At 57.0% G+C, this 21178-nt stretch carries 16 protein-coding genes and 4 pseudogenes; 7 read left to right on the top strand and 13 right to left on the bottom strand.

The features are described 5' to 3' along the window. Nucleotides 1-276: 276 nt before the first annotated feature. From ACVWW3_RS19380 to ACVWW3_RS19405, 6 genes are read right to left on the bottom strand one after another with little or no spacing between them, the layout of a single operon-like run. Nucleotides 277-1011: an ABC transporter ATP-binding protein gene (locus tag ACVWW3_RS19380; RefSeq protein WP_456648983.1), complete on the bottom strand. Its 735-nt coding sequence runs from the start codon at nt 1009-1011 to the stop codon at nt 277-279. Next, complete coding sequence (locus ACVWW3_RS19385) at nt 1008-1742, bottom strand: ABC transporter ATP-binding protein (protein ID WP_456648982.1); 735 nt, start codon at nt 1740-1742, stop codon at nt 1008-1010. The genes ACVWW3_RS19380 and ACVWW3_RS19385 overlap by 4 nt, the downstream gene beginning before the upstream one ends. Then, complete coding sequence (locus tag ACVWW3_RS19390; protein ID WP_456649796.1) at nt 1739-2671, bottom strand: branched-chain amino acid ABC transporter permease; 933 nt, start codon at nt 2669-2671, stop codon at nt 1739-1741. Before ACVWW3_RS19390 ends, ACVWW3_RS19385 begins: the two co-directional genes overlap by 4 nt. Nucleotides 2672-2682: 11 nt before the next feature. Then, complete coding sequence (locus tag ACVWW3_RS19395; RefSeq protein WP_456648981.1) at nt 2683-3546, bottom strand: branched-chain amino acid ABC transporter permease; 864 nt, start codon at nt 3544-3546, stop codon at nt 2683-2685. 37 nt (nt 3547-3583) lie between these two features. Next, nucleotides 3584-4798 (bottom strand): amino acid ABC transporter substrate-binding protein, encoded by a 1215-nt coding sequence (locus ACVWW3_RS19400; RefSeq protein WP_456648980.1) that lies wholly within the window; start codon nt 4796-4798, stop codon nt 3584-3586. Then, nucleotides 4795-5277, bottom strand: a complete 483-nt coding sequence (locus ACVWW3_RS19405; RefSeq protein ID WP_456648979.1) for a universal stress protein — start codon at nt 5275-5277, stop codon at nt 4795-4797. The genes ACVWW3_RS19400 and ACVWW3_RS19405 overlap by 4 nt, the downstream gene beginning before the upstream one ends. A 1118-nt stretch (nt 5278-6395) precedes the next feature. Here ACVWW3_RS19405 and ACVWW3_RS19410 point away from each other — a divergent pair. The 3 genes from ACVWW3_RS19410 (at nt 6396) to ACVWW3_RS19420 (ending at nt 8020) form a co-directional block, all read left to right on the top strand. Beyond that, nucleotides 6396-6854 (top strand): DUF6306 domain-containing protein, encoded by a 459-nt coding sequence (locus ACVWW3_RS19410; RefSeq protein WP_456648977.1) that lies wholly within the window; start codon nt 6396-6398, stop codon nt 6852-6854. 354 nt (nt 6855-7208) lie between these two features. Beyond that, complete coding sequence (locus ACVWW3_RS19415; protein WP_456649795.1) at nt 7209-7508, top strand: PAS domain S-box protein; 300 nt, start codon at nt 7209-7211, stop codon at nt 7506-7508. 134 nt (nt 7509-7642) lie between these two features. Next, nucleotides 7643-8020, top strand: a complete 378-nt coding sequence (locus ACVWW3_RS19420; RefSeq protein WP_456648976.1) for a DUF488 domain-containing protein — start codon at nt 7643-7645, stop codon at nt 8018-8020. A gap of 362 nt (nt 8021-8382) precedes the next feature. Here the strand turns inward: ACVWW3_RS19420 and ACVWW3_RS19425 are convergent. The 3 genes and pseudogenes from ACVWW3_RS19425 to folE form a co-directional block, all read right to left on the bottom strand. After that, a pseudogene (locus ACVWW3_RS19425) lies at nt 8383-8526 on the bottom strand (GreA/GreB family elongation factor); the annotation flags it as partial. Between the two features lie 816 nt (nt 8527-9342). After that, a complete protein-coding gene (locus ACVWW3_RS19430; RefSeq protein ID WP_456648975.1) occupies nt 9343-9639 on the bottom strand; it encodes a hypothetical protein in 297 nt (98 codons plus the stop codon). A gap of 172 nt (nt 9640-9811) precedes the next feature. Next, nucleotides 9812-10447 (bottom strand): annotated as a pseudogene (gene folE, locus ACVWW3_RS19435) (GTP cyclohydrolase I FolE). A 171-nt stretch (nt 10448-10618) separates the two neighbouring features. On the opposite strand from folE, the gene ACVWW3_RS19440 reads away from it, so the two are divergent. Continuing rightward, nucleotides 10619-11095 (top strand): DUF488 domain-containing protein, encoded by a 477-nt coding sequence (locus tag ACVWW3_RS19440; protein ID WP_456672074.1) that lies wholly within the window; start codon nt 10619-10621, stop codon nt 11093-11095. A 449-nt stretch (nt 11096-11544) separates the two neighbouring features. Next, nucleotides 11545-12258: a hypothetical protein gene (locus tag ACVWW3_RS19445; RefSeq protein WP_456648973.1), complete on the top strand. Its 714-nt coding sequence runs from the start codon at nt 11545-11547 to the stop codon at nt 12256-12258. A gap of 181 nt (nt 12259-12439) precedes the next feature. On the opposite strand, the gene ACVWW3_RS19450 is transcribed toward ACVWW3_RS19445, so the two are convergent. Continuing rightward, nucleotides 12440-13288 carry a LysR family transcriptional regulator gene (locus tag ACVWW3_RS19450; protein ID WP_456648972.1) on the bottom strand — a complete coding sequence of 283 codons (849 nt, stop codon included), beginning with the start codon at nt 13286-13288 and terminating at the stop codon, nt 12440-12442. A 350-nt stretch (nt 13289-13638) separates the two neighbouring features. Between ACVWW3_RS19450 and ACVWW3_RS19455 the strand changes: the two genes are divergently transcribed. Together ACVWW3_RS19455 and ACVWW3_RS19460 are read left to right on the top strand one after the other, a co-directional pair. Further along, entirely contained in the window at nt 13639-13890 is a 252-nt protein-coding gene (locus ACVWW3_RS19455) for a c-type cytochrome (protein ID WP_456672414.1), read from the top strand. Between the two features lie 415 nt (nt 13891-14305). After that, nucleotides 14306-15847, top strand: a complete 1542-nt coding sequence (locus ACVWW3_RS19460; RefSeq protein ID WP_456649793.1) for an FAD-dependent oxidoreductase — start codon at nt 14306-14308, stop codon at nt 15845-15847. Between the two features lie 721 nt (nt 15848-16568). Here the strand turns inward: ACVWW3_RS19460 and ACVWW3_RS19465 are convergent. The 3 genes and pseudogenes from ACVWW3_RS19465 to ACVWW3_RS19475 all read right to left on the bottom strand — a co-directional run bounded on the left by ACVWW3_RS19465 (nt 16569) and on the right by ACVWW3_RS19475 (nt 21170). Beyond that, nucleotides 16569-17579 carry a formate dehydrogenase subunit gamma gene (locus ACVWW3_RS19465; protein ID WP_456648971.1) on the bottom strand — a complete coding sequence of 337 codons (1011 nt, stop codon included), beginning with the start codon at nt 17577-17579 and terminating at the stop codon, nt 16569-16571. Between the two features lie 60 nt (nt 17580-17639). Beyond that, a pseudogene (gene fdh3B, locus ACVWW3_RS19470) lies at nt 17640-18238 on the bottom strand (formate dehydrogenase FDH3 subunit beta). A gap of 12 nt (nt 18239-18250) precedes the next feature. After that, nucleotides 18251-21170: pseudogene (locus ACVWW3_RS19475) on the bottom strand (formate dehydrogenase subunit alpha). Nucleotides 21171-21178: the final 8 nt, after the last annotated feature.

The following is a 21178-nucleotide window of genomic DNA, read 5'->3' on the forward strand; positions in this document are numbered from 1 at the left end:
GAAATCTCTGCATAGCCGGCTGCATCAAGAACGTCGCAGAGAACCCTGTCCGCCTCCGCATGCACGGTGGAGCAATCGTCGTTCCGTTGCAGGGATCGAAGTCTATTGATCGCGTCTTGCTGGTCATCATGTTTTCCATCCAGCGTTCTTGGGAGATACCGGCGATCCAGCCGCTCTCCATGCGGTTTGACACAAGCTGTAAGTCCCGCGCGGCAAATGAGTTATCGAACAGATGCAATTCACTACGTTACTATACGTTCGCTATCAGGTTACGGTTCAAAGCCCGAGATAGGCACGTCGGACTGCAGGATCATCCATCAGTGTCCTGGCGGACCCGCTACGAACGATACGCCCTGTTTCCATGACGTAACCTCGATCGGCAATCGATAGGGCCAGATTGACATCCTGTTCAACCAATAGAATCGTCACGCCCTCACAGCGGATTATTGTCAGCGCATCCATCAACTGTTCCACGACGACGGGCGCCAGCCCCAGACTCATCTCGTCTATCATCAGGAGAACTGGAGCCGCCATCAATCCACGAGCCATCGCGCACATCTGCTGTTCGCCTCCCGACAAGCTGCCAGCGAGTTGACGCCGACGTTCCGCCAGACGCGGAAACAGCGTGAACATTCTGTCAAGGTCACGGACTACGGCGACTTTGTCATCACGTACAAAAGCACCCATCAGCAAATTGTCCTGCACACTCATGCGGTCGAAGAGCTGACGACCTTCAGGAACCTGGACGAGGCCGGCCGCAAAGGCCCGGTCGGACGTCATCGGCAAGAGATTCCGGGCATTCATGACCATGCTGCCCCTGCAGGGAAGCATGCGCGACAGCACACGCAGCAACGTGGTCTTGCCCGCTCCGTTGCTGCCGACCAGCGCAACGACTTCGGCCGGGTAGATCTGCAAGGTTACATCCTGCAAAACCGGCATTCCGCCGTAACCAGCGCTTACTCCACGCACGTCGAGCAGTGGGACCGCTTTGGCCGCCAGGTCCGACTTCATGCCCGCCTCTTGCCGAGATAGGCCTCGACGACCGCCTGGTTTGAGAGGACGCTGCCGGGATCGCCTTCGGCGATCTTCACGCCGTGATTCAGCACCAGCAACCGGTCTGACAGGCTCCTGATAGCCTTGATGACGTGCTCGATGACGAGAATGCTGATCCCCTCATCGCGGACCTTGCGGATCACTTCGATCACTTCTTCGATCTCGACCAGATTGAGCCCCGCCATGACCTCATCGCACAGGAGGACTTTCGGTTGCATCGCCAAGGCCTTTGCCAACTCAAGCCGCTTACGGCCGGGACCTCCCAATTCATCCGCACGCTGATCGACGTTGTTGCCAAGCCCGACGAAATCCAGCTGAACGCGGGCCTGCTCGCGGGCTTTCGCCAGTTGGGCCTGTCCGCCTCCACGTCCGAACAGGGCGCCTACCGCGACATTGTCCAGAACCGACAAACCGGGAAACGGCCGCATGATCTGGAAGGTGCGCCCTATGCCCAGCCGCGCACGGCGATATACAGGCAAGGGGAGAAGAGACCGTCCTTCGAACAGGATATCGCCTGAACTGGGAGCCAGCGTTCCGCTTATCAGACTGATCAGCGTGGTTTTGCCCGCGCCGTTTGGACCGATCAAGCCGAGGATCTCGCCACGCTGCAGCGCAAAGCTGACGTCGTCGACGGCGATCAAGCCCGCGAAGAGCCGGGTCACGTGGCTGATCTCGAGTATCGCCGTCATAGCTGGTGGCTCCGAATATTTTCGACGAAGTAACGCCAGCCCACACTGCGAAAACGCCGCAACATATCAGTGAGCCCGCGCGGCATCAGCACAACCGCGGCTACAACGACAACGCCGAAGAACAAACCCGCGAGACTGGTGATCTCACTCGACAGAAATTCGGAGATCGCGGAGAGCGACAACGCACCGATAACCGGTCCGAGGATCGTACCGGGTCCCCCGAATACCGCCATAATGATCATTTTGACGTTCAGGCCGATATCGAACGCACTTTCCGGATCGATGAATGTAACCCAGTACGCGTGAATGCCGCCTGCTAGTGCACTGAATATTCCCGAGAGGGCAAAGGCCAGCGTCTTATAGAGTGTTGTATTGACCCCCATCACCGCTGCGCCTTCTTCGTTTTCACGGATAGCGATCAGCCCAAAGCCAAAGCGGCTTCGCGTCAATCCGTAAATGGTCAGCGTCGCAAACACGAGGAGCCCGAGCGACAACTCATAAAACAGCGGATCATTATTGAGTGGCGGCAAGACAAGGCCGATATTCTGCCCGGCCAGCTTCACGTTGGAAACGATCGCGGCCATGACCTGGGCCAGAGCCAGCGTGGCGATCGCGAAGTAGTGTCCCCTCAGGCGCAGCACCGGTATCCCAAGCAGCACGGCGAAAACTGCCGCAAGGACCACACCGAACATGAGGCCGACGCCGAAAGGCAATTGCCACTGTACCATCGCGATCGCCACACCGTAGCTGCCTAGCCCGTAAAAAACTGAATTGCCGAAAGAGGCGTAACCGGCATAGCCCCCGATGATATTCCAGCCTTGTGCCAGAACGGCCAACAGCAGGGCATTGATACCGAACTGGATGAGCACATCCGAACCGAACCACGGCACGGCCGCCAGAACGGCGAGCGCCGCCAGAATGAGCGCGATGCGCGTCGTAGTCACGTCGCTTTCCCGAGCAAGCCGTTGGGGCGCACGATCAATACCAGGACCAACACGCCAAAGCTTGCCACATCCGCGAAGGTCGATCCGATATAGAGCGAGGTCAGCGACTCCAAGATACCCAGGAACAAGCCGCCGACGATCACGCCGAGCGGATTATCCAGTCCGCCGATGATCGCGATGGCAAACGATTTTGCCGTCAGCGCCGCGCCGATATACGGATTGATCTGGGATACCGTCCCGTAGAGGCCTCCGGCAGTTCCGGCCAGCGCAATTCCGATGCCAAACGTCATGGCGTAGAGGTGCCGAGGCTCAACGCCGTAGAGGCGGGCGGCCACAAGGTTTTGCGCGGTGGCGCGGATCGCTCGTCCGATCCGTGTGTGCAGAAGGAACAGCCACATGCCAACCGTCAGCACAATGGCAATGCCGAACGCCAGCAGCCGCGCCACCGGCAACACAACCGGTCCCAACACGACACTGTCCCCTGCATAGGCCGGGTTGATGGTGCGAAAGTCCGCTGAGAACACAAGCTGGGCGAGGTAGGTGAGTACGACCTCGAGCCCGAAGGTTATCAGCAGCGTGTTGAACATGGGGGCGCGAATGATCAGGTTTAGAAGGCCGCGTTGCACGGCGTAACCCATCGCAAACATCACGGCAGCGGTAATCGGCAGCCCCAGGAACGGGTCGATACCGGCATAAGTGTGGAGATACCAGGACACATACCCGCCCAGCATGATGAATGCACCGTGCGCAAGATTGACAATATTGAGCACGCCCCAAACCAGCGCGAGACCGAGCGCCATGACAGCATACAATCCGCCGAGGAGGATTCCGTTGATCAGAATTTGCGCGAGCAGGTCCATCGCTCTCGTTTCAGCCGGCGGCTCGTTCGCGATCTGCTTAACGCGCGTTCCAGGTCGGCATCGGATATTTGGGCGGTGCGATATTGCCGTTGGCACCGTAAACCGCGACCAACTTACCGCTCTGAATCTGGATGACCGTCTGGGCCAGATCGATCTGACCGTTCTCACTGAATGCAATCGGTCCATAGAGGCTGTCGAGCTTCACTTTCGACAGCGCGTCCCTCACCGTCTCCGGATCGATTGAGCCCGCCGATTCCACGGCCTGCACCAAAGCTTCCACGTCAGCAATGCCGGAGGCGGCATGATAATCGGGTTCATAGCCAAACGTTGCCTTGTAGGCGGCAGCGAACTGCGCCGCGTCGCCAAACCAGCGGTCCTTCAGGTCTGCCGAAGGCAGCCAGGCTGTCATGCCGAAAGCGTAATCAGCGTCCTTGCCCAGCGCCTTTCGGAAATCCTCGCTGGGAACACCCACGGTGAAGGAATACATCTTTGGCGCGATCGCCAGGCTCTTCGCTTGCCGCACGAAATTCAGGATCTCGGTCTCGTGGCCGGCAACGAGCACCGCATCGATATTCTTGCTCCTGATCTGCGACAGAAGCGAATTGAAGTCCGTCGCGTTGGTGCTGTAACGCTCATCCATGGCTAAGATCAGACCTGCCTGCTTCAGCTTCGACCGCGTACCGTCGGCCACGGAAACGTCGAAAGCATCGTCTGCATATAGTAGCGCGACGGAGTTGGGGGCGGGATCAAGTCCCTTCAACATCTCTACCGTCGAACCAAAATAGTTGCTGGCCGGCGCAAGCGTACCGAATATGTACTTGAAATGGCGCGAAAAGATTTGATCAGACGCCCCACCACCCTGGACCATTGGAATTTTATACTTTTCGGAGACGGCCGAATCCGCCAATGCGAAGTTGCTCGCGAATGGTCCCAACAGAAAATCGACCTTGTCCTGCGAAACCAACTGCGTGTACTGACGCACACTCAGGTTCACATCAGACTGATTGTCGTAAAGCTTGAGTGCCAGCTTGTGCGATTCATTACCGACCTTGACGCCCCCCGCGGCATTGATCTTGTCGACCGCAAGTTGATAGGCGTCGCGATAATAGCGGCCGGTATTGGCGACCGGCCCCGTCAACTGTACGGATGCTCCCAGGACGATATCTTTCGCAGAAGCCGAACCCGACGGCATCGCAAAGGCTGCGGTTAGCAGCAAAAGCGCTGACAAACAGCGGGACAAGATAAAGCTCATCGTCTCCCCCGTACCTTCAACTGCTGCATCGGCGTGACGTTGCTCGCCCGGTGCTCGGACTTCACAGCTACGAGAACGCTGCATGGCGGCTCATGTAGAATTGACTCGCCTACCGAGCCATTCAGCCAGCGCGCAAGCGTCCCTTGATCTCGATGACCAATGACGATCAGATCCGCATCTACCTCTCTTGCGGACAGAATTATCTGGTCCGTTGGCTTGCCGTACTTGAGCTCGCCGGATGCTGCGCATCCAGCACCTCGCAGGCGCTTCACTCCCTCGTCAAGAACGGCTTGGATTACGAACGGTCGATTGTCGGGGACGGAGGGCATTGCCTCCACAATAAGCATGTTCTCGGTCGGGTCTATGACCGCAAGAAGATGAACCGCCGCGCCACACACCAACGCCAACTTCTCCGCTTGAGCCAGAGCTTCACGGCCATCAGGCGATCCGTCGAAGGCCAAGAGAATCTTGTGGTACATGAAATATCTCCTTTGCTGAAGCACTTGGGCACCGGCGCTCAACGCATTGGGCCGAGCAACGCCTGCTGCCCTTGTATCGGCCGGCTCACGCCCGCCGAAGCAATGTTCACTCATGGTGGCGGCAGACGCGAAGAACGTTCTAAAGCAGCTCTACTCTGCCTCAGGTTCAATGGCGGCGGCGGCGAATGGGTATCAGCACTGGCCGCAGGCGTGCTTCATCGACAACCCCAAAGCGTAAGGCCAATAATAGATTGCTGCCGAGGATCGCGAAGCTATTCAAACACGAACGAGCGTCCGACAGTTGGCTTAACGTTCTGAGGGTTCTGCGAAGAGAACTCGCCAGTTCAAACCATCGAACCGATGAATTCGTCATTTGGGTCTCCATGTCCGTCTGCCGCGGCGTACCCATCGGCGCGTTGCCGTCAAGGTAAGCTCGCAAATGCCTTTGACCAACGAAAGTTATCGTCACTTAGTATCAATGTTTTTGCCGCTGGCCTGCTTCGCGTCAGCTAGTCTTCTGTCAGCGGGCGCATTCATCCGTTAAGCGCAAAAATCCTCACGTCTGTCGGTTGGCAACTTCAGAGACATGCCGCGACCTCGTTGAAACCCGAAAGCCAGCGTCCATGTTCTTGGAAAAGATCGGCTGAAGCGACGTTAACTGGTGCGTGAAGTCAAACCGGCGCGACGGCTCGCGAACGCGACGGAAACCTTCGTCCGCCTCGTTGGAACTCATGCACGGGTCGCAATGACGAAGACGACCATAAAAGATCGAAGAGCCTGGCGAACGTGTAGTGCGAACGTAATCGAAGACGTGACATCACGACGTGCGCCCTGAGACAGCGGAAACAATAGAGCCGCGCAGCTCTCGCGGATGCTAACCGTGGCCCATGCTGATGTAACAACTTCATTGATGAAAACCGGCAATATTTCTCGCTTGCAAACTTAACCTAACCAGCGAGAACTCGGCGTCGCAGTCCACACGCAATAAGACCCTCACGCGTTCAGGAAGACTGCAGGTCCTCGTTCGCAGGGAAACGAAAACCATGCATAATGCCCGGTCACGACGCCAAGTTGACTTACGCGACACAGTCCAGACGCCCGCATCCTCTCGATGTGGAATGAGCGAGGCCGATCCTGCCTACTTCGGTTATTGGTCTAAGGAAGAAATGCAGCATTTTCTCAAGGATCTCCTTGAGGCCGAGCGCATCGGCGCCAAGGCGTTTGCCGCAATCGGCCGCGCGGCTGACGTTGATATTGCAGACCTGGCGTTTGAGTCGGAACTCGCTCAAGGAGCAATATGCGTTCTTCTCAAGAAGGAGATTGCCGCCAGAGGAGGCGCCGTTTGGCTTCGTCAAAATCAAAGGAAGACGGTCGTTATACCCAACCCGAAGTCCAGCCTTCAACACACGATCACGTTCGCACGCACCAATCAGTCCAAGCTGTCCGACATGATCGAGCAGGCCGTTCTGAACATCTTCGATTCCAAACTGAACGCGAAGCTTATGCACCTGCTACTCCTCCATCGTAAACAGTGTGAGCAGCTTGAAACCGTCCTTGCCGAAACGGATTGTATGTGACCACAAGTCGATTCGTTGCAGATGCGCCGCCAAATCGAGCCCTGGACGAACGGAACCCCGCCGAACACGATCATTAGGCCACCGCACATGCATGAAACCGAAGGAGAACTCGACATGGCTGCGATTGAAACCGTTGCCCAACGGGCAAAGAAAGAACTCGACAGACAACTAGACGAGGAACTGGAGGGCACATTCCCAGCGAGCGATCCCCCTAAGATCACTCGCTTCTCCACCAAATCGCGGGGGATTGCGAACCAACAGCGGAAGACCCCTACCTGTGCCGAAAGATGAACGCTGAGACGGGTCAAGCAAGCAGCCGCTTCCGAGATGCCTCAAGCAATCACCTGAAGATCTATCGAAGGCCAGCCAACGTGGGCTCCAAGCCTAACGCAGCGGGTTTCGTACCGCACGGCCTTATCGAGGCAAACCCTCGGCAGCGCTTCGGACGCAATCATTGCCACCGACGCCGACGGGAGGATCACGTTTTGGAATCCCCGGATATTCGGCTTTACCTCAGAGCAGGCTGTCGGGAACCCGCTCGATTTGATCATTCCCGAAAATCTCAGAGCACGCCATGGGCGGATACACTCGGTTACTGGCAACCGGCGAAAGCCAATGCGGGCCACGGCGAAGTCTTGTCGCTGCCGTGGTTGACCAAGGACGGAAGGCGCATTTCTGTCGAATCCACGATCGCCTTATTGCACAAGGAGGCAGACGAACTGATTGGAACGGACGGTACGTCCCGCGGGATTGGAACAGATTAGGGCGAAGATACAAAAGGAATATCGATGAGCACGAGAATTGTTGCCGGGAACATCAAGTTGAAACGGGCTTACGAGTCCGCGGGCTCGCGTGATGGCACGCGAGTATTGATCGACCGCCTTTGGCCTCGGGGAGTCAGGAAAGCAGATGCTGCGATCGATCTGTGGGCTAAGGACATCGCTCCGAGCACCGCGCTACGGAAGTGGTTCGGGCATGATCCTGCTCGTTGGCGCGAGTTTCGACGCCGCTACTCGGAAGAGATACATCGGAATCGCGACCGTCTTCGCGAACTACGCTCCCTTGCTCAAAGGCGGCGGATCACGCTTGTTTTTGCAGCGCATGATGAGGTTCATAACGACGCTGTTGTTTTGAGAACGATTCTCCTTGGTCGAAGAATCCAATAAGTCTCTTACCCACTGGCTGACTAGTTCAAATTCGGGGTTTGTAGGCACCCTGATCATTCGTGATTCGCCTGAGTGAGCGATGGCTGTCAATGCACGCCATAGCTGGATCCCTGCGCCCAGGTCACCAACCGCCCTCGCACCAGATTTCGGAGACAACCACTGTCCCATTCCAATAGCGTACAAGCAGGTCGGCCCGTGGCCCGAAGCAGCTGACTCGATTGTCGATGCTGGCCAAGATCGCGACGCTTGACGTCATTCTTTCGGTTCGGTCAGAAGCGTGAGCGCGATCGCAACCATGTACACCACGCTCGTTTTCCCCGCATGGCGGCCTAGACGGCGCGACTGACCTTGAGCACTGTCAATTAGTCCCTTTCGCCGGTTCTGGTGGGAAATGAAACAGTCTGATTGACTGAAAGGCCCAAAAGCGCAGCGACGACCGGCGTCAACACCGACACACGCCCGCGCGCGAGATCGGCATCAAATGGATAAAGCAGATGATCTCCTGGCTCCTTCCCGTCGTTTCGCCCCGAAACTCGACCTGGCTACCAAGACTGACAATGTCAGGACGCAATTTCTCCGCAGGGAGAACGTGCGCACGATCGAGTTCCTCACGAAGATACTCGCATGCGTCCGTCGGCGCGCTCGTTAATGATCACAGCGCAGATAGCTTGGCGAAGTGGCTGGCATCAATTCCAATTGGCGGTCTCATTTCAGACATTTCGTCTCGACGCATGTTCTTACTCCTTAACGTTATCTAGCGACTAGAGTTCGCTTTCGGCATCGCCCGTTTAAGCAGCTTGAGGGCCATCATCGGGCCGGCGAGACACGATGCAAGCCCGAGTGGCCGGACGGCGCGCTTTGAATGGCAAGGGCAAGGGCGCCCCCGGCGGCGCGACGACATCCTCAACGATAACGGAGTGAACTCCGCCTTTAATACTAAAGAAGTTCATGCGATATCCGATACTCAGTCCAAGAACGGCAGCACCCAGCGGCGAACGCACCGATAAGTCCATTTGATCGATTCTAAGCCCTTCCGGATAGACCAAGACGCTACTTTCAGACAACCTACTGCCATCGATCCTATGAGTGATCCACTCGTTGAGACATGCGACGCCGTCAGGTCTCTTGGTTGGTGTCGAACACGGCGGCCCAACGGATCTCCGATATCGAGAACCTACCGACCGGATGACGCTCTCTCACGGCGTTATCGGCCAACCGTTCAAAGCGCGCATAGTCTGCTCGCGCGATGATGATTGGTGGCAAATGCGCGGTCATATCGCCCCGTCTGCCTACTTGCGCTGTTTACTGGCGAACAAATCCTGCTACAACCCGTCGCGCTCTACAGGAGCCAGACATATGCTCTGCATCTCACGAGCAAGATCAATAAGGGTGTCGGTGTATTCGCCAAGCGCGTTCAGTTGATTTCGATAATGCGCACCCACCACCTCGATCGTCTCCATCCCAGTGTTCGCGCCCGCAAGCGGGGCTAAATACGGAACCGTCCTCAGCGCAATGGCGCGGGCCAATTGCATGCTCGTGTGATTATGGTCAGCGATGATCGCAACTGCCGTATCGGTGGTTTCAGGTATAACCCGGCCTATCTTTCTCGCCTCTGTCATCGCTTTCTCCTGTCACAATCATCTCGATCACGCAGTCGAGGCAATAATCGCCATCACCTTTGCAGCCTGACAGCCGTCGCGGCAGCAGCGCGCCCTCGCCTAAGAGTCACGCGAAACGGTGCGTTCAACCTGCTCTGGACGTCGTATCGAGGAGGACGGTATGTATGGAAACTTATCCCGGACAGCCAAACACCGGCCGGGCTACTTGCCAATTTGTAAGTGGCCCGCGGAACTCCTGGCGGGTCAGCGCACTGTCGCGGAGCACCCGAGCATCCGGCTGGTGACCAGATCGGTACCAGGCTTGTGCACGCTGCGAGTCGTCATACAGTGATGAGCTGCCTTGATGATCACGCCAACGCCCAGCGGCTTGAGCACGTCGTTGATGGTGTTGGCGATCTGGGCTGTCATCCTCTCTTGAATTTGCAGGCGCTTGGCATAGACGTCGACCACTCGAGCTAGCTTGGAAATACCGACCACGCGGCCGCTCGGGATGTAGGCCACCCAGGCCCGGCCGATGATCGGCGCCATGTGGTGCTCGCAATGGCTTTCGAAGTTAATATCCCGCAGTACGATCATTTCGTCATACCCTTCGATCTTCTCGAAGGTCTTTTCCAGAAGCTCGGTCGGGGTCCTGGCCGTAGCCCGAGAAAAACTCCTCGAATGAACGGGTCACGCGAGCCGGCGTTTCAATCGGGCCATCTCGATCGGGATCCTCTCCGGTCCATCGGCTAATGTTTCGTATCGCCGTCTCGACTTCTGTTCGGCTCGGCCTTTGGATTTCGGATTGCGACCCTCGCCGGTCCAGCAAATGTACATTTGGCTTGGTCGGTATACCCTTCTGGCCGTTGCTGAGGAAGCTCTCTAGACCGACAACTGGTTCGGATCATGGAACATCACTTTTTTACCATTGGGCACTCGACCCGCTCGATCGGTGAGTTCGTGGAGCTGTTAAGGCTGCAAGAGGTCAAGCTCGTCGTCGATGTTCGAGCCATTCCGCGATCCCGGGATTAACCCACAGTACGATACCGCGAAGCTCGCCAACACTCTATCAACGTTTGAGATTGGCTATGAGCACATCGCCGAGCTCGGGGGACTCCGCGGCAGGAAGCGGGATGTGTCAGCGGACGTGAATTCGTTCTGGGAAAATAGGAGCTTTCACAATTATGCGGACTACGCCATGAGCGGCGAGTTTCGATCCGGCATGGCCAGGCTGCGCGAACTCGGCCACGGAGCGATACCTGCAATAATGTGTGCTGAGGCCGTCTGGTGGCGGTGCCATCGAAGAATAATTGCTGACTATCTCATCGCGGCGGGCGAGACAGTGTTCCATATTATGGCGACGAATCACCTCGCGCCAGCATCTCTCACTCCTGGGGCTGTACTGACAGCGGGCGGCGGATTGTCCTATCCCGATCGTCTTCTTTCCCAGAACAAGACAATCGTAGCAAAGCGATAATTAGATTCGTTTGCACGGTCCGAAAGCCGAGTCTATCTCGCTCTTAAAACTCTCCTGATTTGGAATTGTCGGCGACGAGAGCGATAGGAGGCACCATGCCTACTCTACAGACGGAACAGGCGTGGAGTTGCATCGGCTATGTGCGTCGAATCGTGCATAAGGTCTCGGTGATCCTTTGATTGGTCGTTACGCTCCCCTCTACCTGTTTCTGGCGCGAATACCTCTCTTGCTTCCATCGATGAGTTTGATCGCACTCGCGATCTCAGCCATCGTCACGCGGGCCGCGTGGTGCGACCCTGTTGGGTAGCGCATTCTCCAAACATAAATCCTGTACTCAAACGACAATTAAATTCGTTTGCTAGGTGTTGCCGTGGATGAAATACCAAAATGACGTTGCGGCGCTCGTCACGGACGTGACCACGAAATCGGCGCCGATATAGGAGGACGGGATGTCAGAAGCCTTGACTTCAAAGAACGTCGCCAATCGCCGACGCTTTCTTACGCTCGCCGTCGCCACCGCGGCGATCGTTTCAATTTCGGAAAGCGCTCTCGCGCGCGACAGGCACAATCACAGAAAGACCGCCACTTCGGAATCTGACACACAGAAGAATGCTGCCCGTGATCAGAAGATTTTTCACACCGCAGTGGCTCTTCGAGATCTTTGGCTTGGTCACATTTTCTGGGTGCGTAATGTTTCGGTCGCCGCGATCGACAAAAATGATTTGGCGATCAAGGCCGCGGAAAAGCAAGCAGTCGCAAATGCGCAAGCTATCGCTGCCTCGATTGAACGGTTTTATGGTGCACCGGCAAAGGATAAGTTTTTCAAGCTTCTCGCCGGCCATTATGGTGCCGTGAAAGCCTATCTGGTCGCGGTTGTAGCCGGTGATGTTTCTGCCCAGGCAAAGGCAACGCAGTCCCTAACGTCAAACGCCGATGAGATCGCGACCTTCTTGAGCCAAGCAAATCCCTATTTGCCGAAAGACGCAGTGCAAGGCCTTCTTCTGGCGCATGGGGGCCATCACATCCAACAAATCCAGCAATTGAGGGATCGAAATTACGACGCCGAGGCCCAGACCTGGGAAGAAATGAAGAAGCATGTCTATCAAATAGCAGACGCGACGGCGGACGCCCTCGCCAAACAATTCGCTAAAAAATTCTCCTGACGTTTGCCGGCCGCATCCAGCGGTTCATTCGTTCGACAGAGACTCCAAAGGTAGCTTAATCGACGTTGAAAGAATGATCGTGTAATCCGATGACGTATTCCTCTCGGCTGGCGGTAACGATCGTACAAATTATGCTCTGCGGCTCGACGATCTCAAGAATACTATCAAGCCCGGCCATTGATTAATCTACCTCGATCTTCGCGACCGTGCGCAACACCGTGAGCGCTGCGCCCAATGTAGCAGCATCGACATTCGTCGAGTACGTGGCATAGACCGGAAAAGAGAAGTGAGGCGCGCCTGGAACTAGATGGAGTTTGCCTGATGCCAGATGGGGCTGAATGGTATGCATTCGGAAGTAACCAGAGCCACCCTCCGACAAGATATAATTGAGGGCCAGCGGACCGAGATTGGCTACCAAGCTCGGAGTCGTGTCTGGAAAACTTACCGCATGATGAAGGGCGAAATCCGGTCCCCATTCGACGTGAACGTATCTGGGATCATTTGCGTGATATGCCTTGAGATCGGTTGTTACCAGTACGAGTTCTTCCTCAATCAGCAAATCTATCTCCAAGCCAGGTCGATGCTGAGGCGCGTACATGATCGCGATATCAACGAGTCCGGCCGCTACGTGTGTGATTAGATCCTGAGGAACGTCGACATGAACGCGAAGCGCTATGTCCGGATGCGAACGCCGCATCATCCTGACCCACTCGAGCAGAAGAGGCTGCCACAAGCTGACCTCGCTTCCAACCGTCAAAACTGCGCGGTGTCCTTCAGGTACGGCGACCTGCTGTCTTGCGCGCTGCCACAGCTGTACGAATGTCGGAGCGTAACGAAGGAATTGTTCACCCGCCGGAGTGAGGCTTGCTCCGGCCTTGTTGCGGACGAAAAGCGGTCGTCCGAGCTGCTGCTCCAGGAGGCGCACGCGTGCGCTTACCGTCGTTTGCGCGACATGTAATCGGTCGGCGGCTTTGATGAAGCTCCCCGTGGAGACGATCTCTATGAACGTTCTAGCGAGTTCAATGTCCATGGTTTCATAGCATAATCAATGAGTACAAATGTCAATGAAATTCGTTTATCTGATTTGTTATTCGATGAGAAAGTGGCACTCACCGACGAGGACAAGAGAGCCTGGCGGTCAAGGTCACGCTTAGGCTGACAAGCCAGTAGCTGGCACTACGAACTTTTCCCCTCGTCACCAATGACAGCAGCATACGCAGAAAGAGTTATCCGCAAGCTCTGCCCAGGAAGAAGAAATTGAACCCAATTTCGTCGCTAGTGCTTACGCTGATGCTTATCGCGGTCGGCTCAGTTCAAGGCCAGGATGCAGCCATCCCTGCGGGGAGTCCCGACGCCGGTGCTATCGTCTTTAAGAAATGCATGGCCTGTCACCAGATAGGCCCTAGCGCCCAAAATGGAATTGCACCGGTGCTTAACGGGATTGTTGGGCGGTCGGCCGGTCAGTATCCAAACTATAGTTACTCATCAGCGAACAAGAACTCAGGTTTGGTGTGGGACGAACGGACGTTAGGCGGTCGTGCCTGGTACCAAGATGATCTTTTCCGGGCTGACGAAAGCTCGGGAAATATCAGACGTGATCGCCTACCTAAAGCAATTTGCCGCAGACGGTAAGCAGGTTAGTCGATGATTGATAATCAGTGAGCATGGTCGGGTGCCGTTCCGCGTGAGAGACATAGGAGAAAGTACTGTCCACGGACTGTGGCAGGCACAGTTTCAACTTCGGGTGGAGCAATCGCCTACGCCCTAGTTGCAGCAACACTGGTCGGCGGTGCCGAAGGCATTATCGGTGGACTCCTCGCTAAATGGCTGGTGAAACCACACGCACTGTCTACAGACGCAGATCGGTCGTGGAGATCTGCTGCTATGGGTCCGAACCAGGGGATGCCAAAGCCGAAGAACGAGCAACACATTTTGAACAGGCATTCGTCAGGGGATGTTCACGTGCACGACATTCCCGTCGCCAGTTGGATAAGAAGTGACGAAAGCGTTCTCCTCGAACGCAGCCCGCACCGGCGAAAGAGACAGAATGACGCCACGTTTCGATCCTGATGGTCCCGATTTTGCTCTTGGTATTGCGCAAAACGCTCTTGGAGACGGCGCCAAGCTGCTTGGTCGTGTCGGTGATGAGGCGGTACTGCTTGTGCGAATTGGCCGCGACTTTTTCGCGATCGGAGCTCACTGCACTCATTATGGGGGTCCGCTAGTAGAGGGACTTGTGGTTGGTGACACGATCCGATGTCCCTGGCATCATGCTTGTTTCGACTTGCGGACAGGTGAAGCTCTTCAGGTCCCCGCCTTTGATCCGTTGCCATGCTGGGTGGTTGAGCTACGGAAGGACCGGGTATTCGTTCGTGCCAGGGATAGCCGGCCCAAGACCCCGAGGACCGCAAAGCTCGCCGGCGATACTCCCAAGCGAATTGTAATCATTGGTGGGGGAGCCGCCGGCTTTTCCGCCGCTGAAATGCTACGTCGACAAGACTTTGCGGGCAGCGTCGTGATCTTGAGCAAGGATACTGCCGCGCCCGTGGATCGGCCGAGTCTGTCGAAGAAGTATCTTTCCGGCAACGCCTCGGATGATTCGGTATCGCTCCGGCCGACTTCATTCTATTCCGAAAGAGCAATTGACCTGCGACTTGGAACCAATGTTACACGCCTTAATCCGGGCTCGCGGGAAATCGCACTCTCAGACGGACAAAGCATTCCTTATGACCGATTGCTGCTTGCCACTGGTGCTGAGCCTATTCGTCTCTGGATTCCGGGAGCCGATCAGGCGCACGTTCATTACCTTCGTTCGCTTGCGGATTGTAGTGCCATTGTTGCACGCGCCCAAGCAGCACGCAGGGCAATCATTCTTGGAGCAAGTTTCATCGGGCTTGAGGTTGCGGCGGCTTTGCGTGGACGCGGCATCGACGTTCATGTAGTGGCCCCCGAAAGACAGCCCTTGGGAAACATTCTAGGCTTGGAGATCGGTCGATTTTTGCGATCGCTCCACGAGGAGCATGGTGTCATCTTCCACCTCCGCGAGACCGCAGTTTCGATCGATGGAAACAAAGTGCTTTTGACTGGCGGAAACATCCTCGAAGGTGATCTCATCATTGCTGGTATCGGCGCTCTGCCGCAAGTAGAACTTGCCGTAAAGTCGGGACTTGTCGTCGACCGTGGCGTCGTCGTAAATTCTCATCTTGAGACCAGTGCAAGCGGTGTGTTTGCCGCTGGAGACATTGCGCGCTGGCCAGATCCGCATAGTGGCGGAAACATTCGGGTCGATCATTGGATCGTTGCGGAGCGCCAGGGGCGAACCGCTGCACTTAATATGATAGGACGTCGTGAGAAGTTTACGGCTGTTCCTTTCTTTTGGAGCCAGCACTACGACGTACCGATCAACTATGTTGGCCACGCCGAGAATTGGGATGAAGTAACAATTGAGGGCGATATACCGAGCAGAGATTGCGTTCTACGGTTCAAGCGTGGCGGGCGTACACTGGCGATAGCCTCCATCTTTCGGGATTATGACAGCCTGCAGGCGGAACTGCGCATGGAGAGAGATCGCGCAGACGCATTGGCGTAGCCGGAAGCACACATCCCGGTGACCCAGCGGACGTCACGTCGGTGGGCCGTCTCATTTCACCTTTAGTAACTTGTTGTCGGCATTGCCTGATCTTGCACATTTGGAACCGATTGGTCGACCAAAATAGATTGGCAAAGATTCACGAGGCGTGGAACGCGAAGGTGCCGCAGTGGTTGTCATGACACGGAAGAGGATGGAACGGTGCGCGCGTGACATCGATCTTCGTGATCAGTATGGCGCCTATCGGAGGTGCCGCGCTTGCACAGAGCGCGTCTCCCGCTTGCTGCTAGCAATCCAAGCAGCTAACCTCGCAGCGAGCAATCCGACCACAGCGTTCTCCAATGTCGGCCACAAGGTCATCCCGGTCCGACTAACACGACGTCCGGCGGCGCGCCGGCATCGAGCGCCCAGGGGGTTCACCGCCCGGCACGCAAACCCCCGCCCCAACTATCGCAAAAAAGACGTCCCTCCGAGAAAATAGATCGTAGGCAGCCAATCAACCCCCGCACCGGAGTATTACCAGCTGACACTTCCGGCGCTCGAAATTGGAACGGCATCTGAATAGCCATCGACTTGCAATAGCCCAGGCACGTTGCCTCGATGTCTTCGTGAATTGTTAAAATTAGTTCTCGCCTATCGTCGGCTTCCGTCTCCTGCCGCAGCAGCTCGGCTTCCTTATGAAGACCCGCCGTCGACCAATACGCGGTCCCGGCGAAGGTACTTATTCTGCTGGGGTGGTGGCCTGCTGCCGCTGCATTTCGTTCGGCCCCGTTGGTGCCTGCTCCTTCTCGAGCCATAGATTGTGATGTTCTTTGGCCCAGTTGAGATCGACGGTTCCGGTTCCCATGGCTTCGAAAGCGCCTTCCATGCCCAGAGTACCGATGTAGATGTGCCCGATCATGGCGGCGACGAACAGCACCGCGACGATAGCGTGCGCGACTTGAGCAACCTGCATGCTTGCGACATCAGTGCCGTAGAATGGGAACATCAACACGTAGCCACTGGCTGCCACAGCGGTCCCGCCGAGAACAACGATCCAATAGATCATCTTCTGCCCGGCGTTGAACCGGTAAGCCGGCGGGTGATCCTGACTGATGATGCCGCCGCCCCGCTTCAGCCATTCCAAATCTACGCGATTGGGGATGTTTCCCGCGATCCACATGAGAAAGATCAAGAACACGCCGATTGTGAACGGGAAACTCAGATAGTCGTGGCTGTATTTCGCCCATTGCGACCACGCTGTGAATGGTTCGGGGCCGATGAGGGGCAACAATAGAGGCTTGCCGAACGTTATGTTGAGCCCCGACAGGCCGAGAATGATGAAACAGGTTGCCGTCATCCAATGCACGAACCGCTCGAAGCCGTTGAACCGCACGATGGTGCGCCCTGACCGTCCACTCTCGATCTTCACCATGCCGCGCCAGAGATAGAAGACGATGAGTATGGCCAGAATACCGACGATGACGAGGCCACCGATCCAACGGAGCGTCACCTCGTGGAAGTGTCGCCAATCGCGGCCGGCGGGCTGCTCGATCGTGCAGGCCTTCTGATCGGGCACCGTGCAGCGACCTGATATCCGATTCAGTTCTTGCAAGAGCTGACCTTCCTTGACCGCGCTCGCCTGAGGGTTGACGGACGTGGGCTGCTGGGCACTCGCAGGCTGCCCAAACGCCATCAGGAGGAATGCCAGCGCTCCGGCGATGACGCGGAATTTGGTGGCAACAATCATCATTTCACATCCTCCCGTGAGGCTAGCCTCGAACGCAGCTGAGCCCTGCCCACTGCGCTCGGATCAAGATACAACAGTCTCGTGATACGCGGTCTTCCAGCCCCACGCGCCGGAGCCGTAGCCGCGTTTCATCACGCGTTCCTTGTAGATCTGCGCGATGATCTCGCCATCACCCGCCAGCAGCGATTTGGTGGAGCACATCTCTGCGCATAGTGGCAGCTTGCCTTCGGCCAGCCGGTTGGCGCCGTATTTCGCATACTCTTCCTTCGAGCCGTCCGCTTCCGGACCTCCGGCGCAGTAGGTGCACTTGTCCATCTTTCCGCGCGAGCCGAAGTTGCCGACACGGGGATACTGCGGCGCGCCGAACGGGCAGGCGTAGAAGCAATAGCCACAGCCAATGCAGAGATCCTTGGAGTGCAGCACGACGCCATCGGCGGTGGTGATAAAGCAGTTCACCGGGCAAACCGCCTGGCACGGTGCATCCGTGCAATGCATGCAGGCCATCGAGACCGATCTCTCGCCCGGCTTGCCGTCATTGATGGTTACGACGCGCCGGCGGTTGATTCCACCCATGGGACGTCGTGCTCGTTCTTGCAGGCGGTAACGCACGCGTTGCACTCGATGCAACGATCAGCGTCGCAGAGGAATTTCATACGAGCCATGGTATCGCCTCCCTATGCCGCACTGATCTGACACAAACTGACCTTGGGCTCCTGCATGCCGGTTGCGGGGTCGTAGCCGTAGGTCATGATCGTGTTGGCACTTTCGCCGAGCACGATCGGATCGGAGCCTTGCGGATATCTGGACCGCAGATCCTCGCCGGCGAACCAACCGCCAAAATGGAAGGGCATCCAGGTCACGCCTTTGCCGACACGTTCGGTCACCAGCGCTTTCATCTTCGCCTTAGCGCTGTTCTCAGCTCCTGTGACCCAGACCCAACCGCCATCCTTGATTCCGCGGTCGGCCGCGTCCGCTGGACTGATCTCGATGAACATGTCCTGCTGCAGTTCGGCGAGCCACCTGTTGGAGCGGGTTTCCTCGCCGCCGCCTTCGTATTCCACAAGGCGACCCCGACGAAACGATCAGCGGGAACGCCCTGGCAATGCCTCTGTCGACAGCACTCTTCTGTACCGAGAAGCCGATATTCGGCAGTCTGAACTGCTTCGCGTCCGGCAACGTCGGATATTGTGCGATCAGATCGACGCGCGGCGAATAAATCGGCTCGCGATGCACGGGGATTGGATCAGGCAAATTCCAGGCAACCGTCCGCGCCTTGGCGTTTCCGTAGGGCGAACAACCATGCTTGATAGCAACGCGCTGGATACCGCCGGATAGATCCGTCGACCACGACATGGTGTCAATATTACCGGGGCTGCCTGCGACTTTCTCGATCGTCGCGAGTTCTGCGGCCGTAAGATCCTTGTCCCAGCCCAGCTTCTTGAAAACACCCATCGTGAATTCAGGATAGCCGTCCTTGATCTCCGAACCTGGCAGATAGGAACCTTCGGCAAGCAGCGTCTGGCCGTTGCGCTCCACGCCAAAGCGCGCACGGAATCCATTTCCGCCGTCCATGACAGCAGCGTCGGCGTTGTAGAGGATGGGAGAGCCGGGATGCTTGAGCTCCGGCGTGCCCCAACATGGCCAGGGCAGACCGTAGAAGTCACCGCCGACTTCAGGATCGTCCTTGGGTGCGCGCAGCGTCACTAGATCGAACTTATGCTGGTTCCTCATGTGGGCTTTCAGCCGCTCCGGCGACTGGCCGGTGTAGCCGGTGCTCCAGCTACCTCGATTCATTTCGCGCAGGACGTCCTCGGGAACGGGACGGTCGCCCTCCACTTTGATGTTCTTGAACATTTGGTCGGCGAAGCCGAGCTTCTTCGCTATCAGGTACAAAACCTGATAATCATCCTTGGACTCGAAGCTTGGTTTGACGATCGGCTCGCCCCACTGCAACGAACGATTGGACGCAACGCGTGATCCGGAGGTTTCGAACTGGGTGCAAATCGGCAGCAGGTACATATTGTCCTTGCGTCCGGCCGCCACGGCAAGCGAGGCCCAGGTGGTGGGGTGCGGATCGGCGACGACCAGCAGATCGAGCTGCGGCAACGCCTTCATTGATTCCGGGATACGCGTGATGCTGTTGCTCGCGTGTCCTTGCACGAACATGCCTCGCACGTTGTCCTTCTGATCGACCTGGTCTCTTGGCAAAAGAACGGCATCGAACCAGCGCGTTAGGGGAATGCCCGCAGTTTCCATCATTTTTTTGGAATCGAAGCGGGAGACCAGATAGTCGTAATTGACCTCCCAGACCCGACCCCAATGCTTCCACGCACCTTCGCTTAGCCCGTAGTAGAAGGGGGTGGTGACGGTATCGACACCAATGTCGGTCGCGCCCTGCACATTGTCATGCCCGCGGATGATGTTGGCGCCGGTCCCCGGCTTGCCGACGTTACCCGTCGCCAACAATAGCATACAGCTGGCGCGAACGTTCGCGGTGCCGACCGTATGATGGGTTTGGCCCATGGACCAAAGCAGGGTCGACGGCTTCTCGGTCGCGAACAACTTGGCGACGCGCTCGAGCTGTGCGCCCGGAACCCCACTGACGCGCTCGACCTCTTGCGGATTCCATTTGTCGATTTCCTTGCGCGCCTCTTCGAAACCGTGAACGCGCTGCTTGATGAACTCCTTGTCCTCCCAGCCATTCTTGAAGATGTGCCACATCATTCCCATCAGCACGGGAATATCGGTGCCGGGACGAATGCGGACATACTCGTTCGCATGAGCGGCGGTGCGTGTCATCCGCGGATCGATGACGATGAAGTTCGCCCTGTTGAGCTCCTTGCCCTCTAGCATGTGCTGCAGCGAGACTGGGTGTGCCTCCGCCGGATTGCAGCCCATGAACACCATGGTCTTGGAATTGCGAACGTCATTGAAGCTGTTGGTCATCGCACCAAAGCCCCAGGTGTTGGCTACGCCGGTGACGGTGGTCGAATGACAGATACGCGCCTGATGGTCGTTGTTGTTTGTGCCCCAGAACGCCGCAATTTTTCGGAAAAGATAGGCGCCCTCGTTGGAGAATTTCGCCGAGCCCATCCAATACAGTGATTCCGGTCCCGATTTTCGACGGATCTCCAGCATCTTGTTGCCGATCTCATCGATGGCCTGATCCCATTTGATGCGAGTCCACTGGCCGCCGACCAATTTCATCGGATATTTTAGCCGGCGCTCACTGTGCACCAGCTCGCGGACCGAAGCGCCCTTGGCGCAATGCGATCCCCTGTTGATCGGGCTATCCCAACTCGGCTCCTGGCCGATCCATACGCCGTTGGATACTTCCGCGGTAACCGTGCAGCCAACGGCGCAATGCGTGCAGATGTTCTTGTGGATGGTGACCGCAGCGCCCGGTGCGGCCGGCGGGCCGGCCTTCGCCCTGCGCACGCTGACGAGCGGCAAAGTTCCGAGGGCGGCGAGGCCGCTTGCGGCAAGCCCCGAGCGGCGCAAGAAGGCACGACGATCGAGATGCTTGCTCGAATCGCCGGCAGCGGCGGCGAGCGAACCACGGTGCTTTTCACGTTCGGTTCTCTTGATCAGCACGGTCGCCT

The organism is Bradyrhizobium sp. LM2.9 (genome assembly GCF_054056555.1).

What these genes read in the sequence shown, in the direction of transcription:
- ACVWW3_RS19380 (WP_456648983.1), bottom strand. Translation starts at nt 1,011, where the DNA reads ATGAAGTCGGACCTGGCGGCCAAAGCGGTCCCACTGCTCGACGTGCGT.
- ACVWW3_RS19385 (WP_456648982.1), bottom strand. Translation starts at nt 1,742, where the DNA reads ATGACGGCGATACTCGAGATCAGCCACGTGACCCGGCTCTTCGCGGGC.
- ACVWW3_RS19395 (WP_456648981.1), bottom strand. Translation starts at nt 3,546, where the DNA reads ATGGACCTGCTCGCGCAAATTCTGATCAACGGAATCCTCCTCGGCGGA.
- ACVWW3_RS19400 (WP_456648980.1), bottom strand. Translation starts at nt 4,798, where the DNA reads ATGAGCTTTATCTTGTCCCGCTGTTTGTCAGCGCTTTTGCTGCTAACC.
- ACVWW3_RS19405 (WP_456648979.1), bottom strand. Translation starts at nt 5,277, where the DNA reads ATGTACCACAAGATTCTCTTGGCCTTCGACGGATCGCCTGATGGCCGT.
- ACVWW3_RS19410 (WP_456648977.1), top strand. Translation starts at nt 6,396, where the DNA reads ATGAGCGAGGCCGATCCTGCCTACTTCGGTTATTGGTCTAAGGAAGAA.
- ACVWW3_RS19420 (WP_456648976.1), top strand. Translation starts at nt 7,643, where the DNA reads ATGAGCACGAGAATTGTTGCCGGGAACATCAAGTTGAAACGGGCTTAC.
- ACVWW3_RS19430 (WP_456648975.1), bottom strand. Translation starts at nt 9,639, where the DNA reads ATGACAGAGGCGAGAAAGATAGGCCGGGTTATACCTGAAACCACCGAT.
- ACVWW3_RS19440 (WP_456672074.1), top strand. Translation starts at nt 10,619, where the DNA reads ATGTTCGAGCCATTCCGCGATCCCGGGATTAACCCACAGTACGATACC.
- ACVWW3_RS19445 (WP_456648973.1), top strand. Translation starts at nt 11,545, where the DNA reads ATGTCAGAAGCCTTGACTTCAAAGAACGTCGCCAATCGCCGACGCTTT.
- ACVWW3_RS19450 (WP_456648972.1), bottom strand. Translation starts at nt 13,288, where the DNA reads ATGGACATTGAACTCGCTAGAACGTTCATAGAGATCGTCTCCACGGGG.
- ACVWW3_RS19455 (WP_456672414.1), top strand. Translation starts at nt 13,639, where the DNA reads ATGGCCTGTCACCAGATAGGCCCTAGCGCCCAAAATGGAATTGCACCG.
- ACVWW3_RS19460 (WP_456649793.1), top strand. Translation starts at nt 14,306, where the DNA reads ATGACGCCACGTTTCGATCCTGATGGTCCCGATTTTGCTCTTGGTATT.
- ACVWW3_RS19465 (WP_456648971.1), bottom strand. Translation starts at nt 17,579, where the DNA reads ATGATGATTGTTGCCACCAAATTCCGCGTCATCGCCGGAGCGCTGGCA.